This is a genomic window from Deltaproteobacteria bacterium (assembly GCA_005879795.1).
GTDB lineage: Bacteria > Desulfobacterota > Binatia > DP-6 > DP-6 > DP-6.
Genome location: VBKJ01000188.1, coordinates 1 through 4,836 on the forward strand (window position 1 = coordinate 1; position 4,836 = coordinate 4,836).

Annotated in this window: 5 protein-coding genes and 1 pseudogene; 4 read left to right on the forward strand and 2 right to left on the reverse strand. The window is 68.8% G+C overall.

Annotation, left to right across the window (positions count from 1 at the left end):
• Positions 1–316, forward strand: a 316-nt coding sequence (locus E6J59_15545) for a DoxX family protein (GenBank protein TMB17792.1), incomplete at its 5' end; no start/stop codon positions are given.
• Between the two features lie 119 nt (positions 317–435).
• Here E6J59_15545 and E6J59_15550 read toward each other — a convergent pair.
• Together E6J59_15550 and E6J59_15555 are read right to left on the reverse strand one after the other, a co-directional pair.
• Complete coding sequence (locus E6J59_15550) at positions 436–780, reverse strand: hypothetical protein (GenBank protein ID TMB17793.1); 345 nt, start codon at positions 778–780, stop codon at positions 436–438.
• A 66-nt stretch (positions 781–846) separates the two neighbouring features.
• Positions 847–1,392, reverse strand: a complete 546-nt coding sequence (locus E6J59_15555; GenBank protein TMB17794.1) for a winged helix DNA-binding protein — start codon at positions 1,390–1,392, stop codon at positions 847–849.
• Here E6J59_15555 and lon point away from each other — a divergent pair.
• The 3 genes and pseudogenes from lon to E6J59_15570 all read left to right on the forward strand — a co-directional run bounded on the left by lon (position 1,331) and on the right by E6J59_15570 (position 4,524).
• Positions 1,331–3,616: an endopeptidase La gene (gene lon, locus E6J59_15560; protein TMB17795.1), complete on the forward strand. Its 2,286-nt coding sequence runs from the start codon at positions 1,331–1,333 to the stop codon at positions 3,614–3,616. The two genes, E6J59_15555 and lon, sit on opposite strands and share 62 nt — an antisense overlap.
• Before the next feature lie 195 nt (positions 3,617–3,811).
• Positions 3,812–4,234, forward strand: coding sequence for a hypothetical protein (locus tag E6J59_15565; protein ID TMB17796.1), 423 nt, complete (start codon positions 3,812–3,814; stop codon positions 4,232–4,234).
• Positions 4,198–4,524, forward strand: a pseudogene (locus tag E6J59_15570) (alpha/beta hydrolase). The gene E6J59_15565 and the pseudogene E6J59_15570 overlap by 37 nt, the downstream one beginning before the upstream one ends.
• Positions 4,525–4,836: the final 312 nt, after the last annotated feature.

Sequence of the window (4,836 nt, forward strand, 5' to 3'; positions counted from 1 at the left end):
GAGCGTCAAGGTGCTCCAGCTGCCAATTGCGGTGGAGGCGACGACGCAGCTCGGATACTCCACGAACGTCCTCTTCTGGCTCGGGCTGCTCGAGCTCGCATGTCTTGCCGTCTACCTGATCCCGCGCACGGCGGTGCTCGGCGCCGTGCTGTGGACCGGTTACTTAGGCGGCGCCGTCGCGACGCACGTGCGCGTCGGCAACCCGCTCCTCAGCCAGGCGTTCTTTCCCGTCTACGTCGCGCTCTTCCTCTGGGGCGGCCTCTGGCTCCGCGACGAGCGGCTGCGCGCGGTGCTGCCACTCCGCGCGCCGAAGTGACGACCGGCTGCCAATCAGGAGCACGATATGGCGATCAAAGCACTCAAGCCCAACGTCACCGTGAAGACGATCGCCAGATTGCTGACCTGTGCACTGATCCTCGGCGCGTCGGGGTTGTTCTACAGGCCTGTGTTCGCTGCTTCGCACCGCCCTGAGCTCGAGTACCTCGAGGCCGTCAATCGCACGGGCCCTCCACGCCCGTCCTTCAGGACGACGAAGTTCGGGATGCTCTGCACGCCATACCGGGCCGCCACCGCGGGGGAGCGCTCCGTGTCCACCTTGAGGACGACCGCCTTGCCGGCCATCTGCCGCGCGACCCGAGCGACCTCGGGTGCGGCGCGCCGGCAGGGCGCGCACCACGCGGCCCAGAAGTCGACGAGCACCGGGACGGACGCTTCGCGGACGACCTCGTCGAACGTCGCGGTCGGCGAGATGGCGTGGCCGTACGCGGTTCGGGCGGTCACACGCGGGACAGCGACGAATCATGGCCCGAATCTGCTCACGCCTGCGACGTCGTCAACCGGCCGCGGTCACCGCAGCGCACGGCGGAGGATCGCGCAGAGCGCCGCGAGGTCGTCGGCCGGGAGACCCGCAATGGGCTCGGGGGGCTCGGCCATCCGGGCCACGATCCGCGCCCGGATCTCCGCCCCGCGCGGCGTGAGCCGCACCATCCGGATGCGTCGGTCGTGCGGGCATGCCGTCCGCTCGACGAGCCCCCGCGCCTCCAGCCGGTCGACGATGCCGGTGACGTTCGAGGCGTCGCACCCGAGCCGCTCGACGAGCCGGCGCATGGGGACGCCGGCACCCGGCTCCATGAGCCGCAGCACATGGCACTGGGGCTCGGAGAGCTCGAATTCCGCAGCCACCTGCGGCAGTCGGGTGCGCTGCCGCATCAGGAGGTCGAACAGCAGCTCCCACGCCTCGCAGGCCCGGGACGATCGGGGCATGTCGGGCACACATACTTGATGCGTCCGATAGTTGACAACCTCAAGGGTCGTTCTTACGGTCGGGTCCATGCCCACACTTCGGCTCATCGCGCTCGAAGACACCGTCGTGTTCCCGGGAATGACCGTCACCCTCCCCGTCGACGTGGGGGACGAAAGCCAGGTGCTGCTCGTCCCGCGGCACGGGACGGAGTACGCCAACGTCGGCACGGTGGCCGACGTCGTCGAGCGGGTCCGGCTCCCCGGACGCGGCTTCGCGTCGGTGGTGATGGGCCTGCACCGCGGCATCGCGGGCGCCGCACGCACCGACCCGCAGGGGCGCCTGCGCGTCGAGGCCAAGGAGGTCTCGGACGAGACACCGCCGCCGTCGCGCACCCGGGAGCTGGAGCGCGAGTATCGCGCCGTCGTCGGCGAGATTCTCGAGCTGCGCGGGGCCGACGAGCGCGTATCGCAGTTCGTCCGGTCCATCACGGAGCCCGGCGCGCTCGCCGACACCGCCGGCTATGCCCCGGACTTGAGCTTCGCGCAGAAGGTCGAGCTGCTGCAGACGGTCGACGTCGTCGAGCGCCTGACGCTGGCGCTCCGGTTCCAGCGCGAGCGACTCGCCGAGCTCCAGGTGCGCAAGCGCATCCGCGAGGACGTCGAGTCCGGCGCGCAGAAGCAGCAGCGCGATTACTTCCTCCGCCGCCAGATGGACTCGATCCGCAAGGAGCTGGGCGAGGACGAGGGGTCCGTCGCCGACGAGTACCGGAAGAAGATCGCCGAGGCGGGCATGCCGGAGGCCGTCCAGCAGCAGGCGGAGCGCGAGCTCGGCCGGCTCGCGAAGATGGGCGACGGGAACGCCGAGGCATCGATGATCCGGACCTACCTCGACTGGCTGCTCGCGGTGCCGTGGTCGAAACGCTCGGAGGAGCGGCTCGACCCGGCGCACGCCCGCGAGGTCCTTGACGCCGACCACGCCGGTCTGGACGACGTGAAGAAGCGCATCACCGAGTACCTGGCCGTCCGCAAGCTGCGCGCCGAGCTCGGCGTGCCGGAGGACCGGCGCTCGGGCGTCATCCTGACGCTCATCGGCCCCCCGGGAACGGGGAAGACCTCGATCGGCGAGTCGATCGCGCGCGCGACGGGGCGGAAGTTCGTCCGCATGTCGCTCGGCGGCGTGCGCGACGAGGCGGAGATCCGCGGCCATCGCCGGACCTACATCGGCGCGCTGCCGGGCCGGCTGGTCCGGGCACTCCGCGACGCGGGCACCATGAACCCCGTCATCATGCTCGACGAGGTGGACAAGATCGGCGCCGACTGGCGCGGCGATCCGTCGTCCGCGCTCCTCGAGGTGCTCGATCCGGCGCAGAACCACTCGTTCCGCGACCACTACCTCGACGTCGAGCTGGACCTCTCGCACGTCCTCTTCATCGCCACGGCCAACCTGGCGGACACCATCCCGGGCCCGCTCCTCGACCGCATGGAGGTCATCCGTTTCGACGGCTACACCGTCGAGGAGAAGGTCGCGATCGCGCGTGGCTACCTCTGGCCGCGGCAGGTGGAGCGGAACGGGCTCCGACCCGACGAGGTCGCCGTCGACGACGGCACGTTCCGACTCGTGATCGCCGAGTACACGCGCGAGGCGGGCGTGCGACAGCTCGAGCGCGAGCTGGGCACGCTCTTGCGGAAGATCGCGACCGGCGTCACGTCGGGCGCCACGCAGGCGCCGGTGACGGTCGACGTCGCGCTCGTCCGCGGGACGCTCGGGCGCCCGAAGTTCTTCCAGGAAGCCGCGACCCGGACGGCGGTTCCCGGCGTGGCCACCGGCCTCGCCGTGACCGGCACCGGCGGCGACGTCCTCTTCGTGGAGGCCGCGGCCATGCCGGGCTCCGAGGATCTCGTGCTGACGGGTCAGCTCGGCGACGTCATGAAGGAATCAGCGCGCATCGCGCTCACGTGGGTGCGGAGCCATGCGGCGCGGCTCGGTATCGACGAGCAGGCGTTCAGGCGGAAGGCGTTCCACGTGCACGTGCCCGCCGGCGCCATCCCGAAGGACGGCCCGAGTGCGGGCATCACGCTGGTCACCGCCATCGCATCGCTCCTGACCGGGCGCCCCGTGAAGCACACCGTCGGGATGACGGGTGAGGTGACGCTCCAGGGCCGCGTGCTGCCCATCGGGGGCGTCAAGCAGAAGGTGCTGGCCGCGCACGCGGCGGGGCTGACCGATGTCATCCTGCCCGAGCGCAACCGGGGCGATCTCGACGACGTGCCGGCGGACGTCCGCGAGCTGCTCCGCTTCCACCCGGTCGAATCCGTCGACGAGGTGCTCGCGCTGGCCCTCGAGCCGCCGGTCGCGAGGTCGGCGGCGGCGTGACGCACTTCTGGCGCCCGCGAACGCTCCGCGACGCGGCGCGAGGCATCATCGCACCGGCAAACGGCGCGGAAAGAGCCAGGGGTCGCCGGTAGTCTTTGCTCCCGGCCGCGAGGCGACGTCGTACTGGACATGTGAGGGGTCGGGTCAGGTGAAAGCCGACTCAGCTTTGGGTTGGAACGTCGATGGAGTAGTGAAATGAAAGAGGCGGGGACCAGAGAGCGCCTGCCGCCCGGGCAGGTCCCCACGCAAAAGTGGCCCGTCCTCACTTATGGAGAGACACCGCGCGCCGATCTGCAGACCTGGGCCTTTCGGTGCTTCGGCCTGGTCGACCAAGAGCTTTCGTCGACGTGGAAGGAATTCCTCGATCTGCCGAGGGTCGAAGTCACGTCCGACATTCACTGCGTGACTCGCTGGAGCCGGTTCGATAATCGGTGGGAGGGGGTCGCCGTCGCAGAAATCCTTCGCCGGGCGGGCGTTCGGCCGGAGGCCGTCGCGGTGCTGGCTCACAGCGAGGGGGGCTACACGACGAACATCCGCGGACCTTCGGGGCGACGACATGCTCTTGGCCTACAAGCACGAGTTATAACCGGCCTGGTGCGAAACCCTCTCAGGGGGTGATCTGGAATTGGTGGCGCCAGGGTATGATGGGAGGCGCCAAGGCGCATTATGACGGCATCGTCGCCTTCTCCCAGACCGACTTCACCGAAGACCTGAAGAAGATCACCGTGCCGGTCCTGGTGATGCATGGCGATGACGATCAGATCGTGCCTTATGCCGATTCGGCACCGCTGTCGGCAAAGTTGCTGAAGAATAGCACATTGAAAACCTACAAGGGCTTTCCGCACGGCATGCCCACGACCGAGGCCGATACCATTAACGCCGACCTGCTGACCTTCCTGAAAGCGTAGCGCCGCGGCCGAAGACACAGCCATTTGTAAAATGGCACCGCTCGAGAGCCCGACACACATCACGACTTCGGTTGCCGCTTCCAACTGGTGTCGGATATGGCACGGGATTACGGGGAATGATCCAGAAGGCTCTCGCGGATCGTTTGGCGGCGGTCGAGACGCAGAGGGATTTAGCCGCATCGACCGACTTTCCGGCGAGCGCCTGATCGGGAAAAGTGATCGCACGCCTATCGACCGCAATTCCGGTCCTGGCGTTCTCGCCGCAGTCTGTTCACTTCGCCGACGGGAGCAGCGAGGACGGAGATAGCCTCA

What these genes read in the sequence shown, in the direction of transcription:
- lon (TMB17795.1), top strand. Translation starts at nt 1,331, where the DNA reads ATGCCCACACTTCGGCTCATCGCGCTCGAAGACACCGTCGTGTTCCCG.
- E6J59_15565 (TMB17796.1), top strand. Translation starts at nt 3,812, where the DNA reads ATGAAAGAGGCGGGGACCAGAGAGCGCCTGCCGCCCGGGCAGGTCCCC.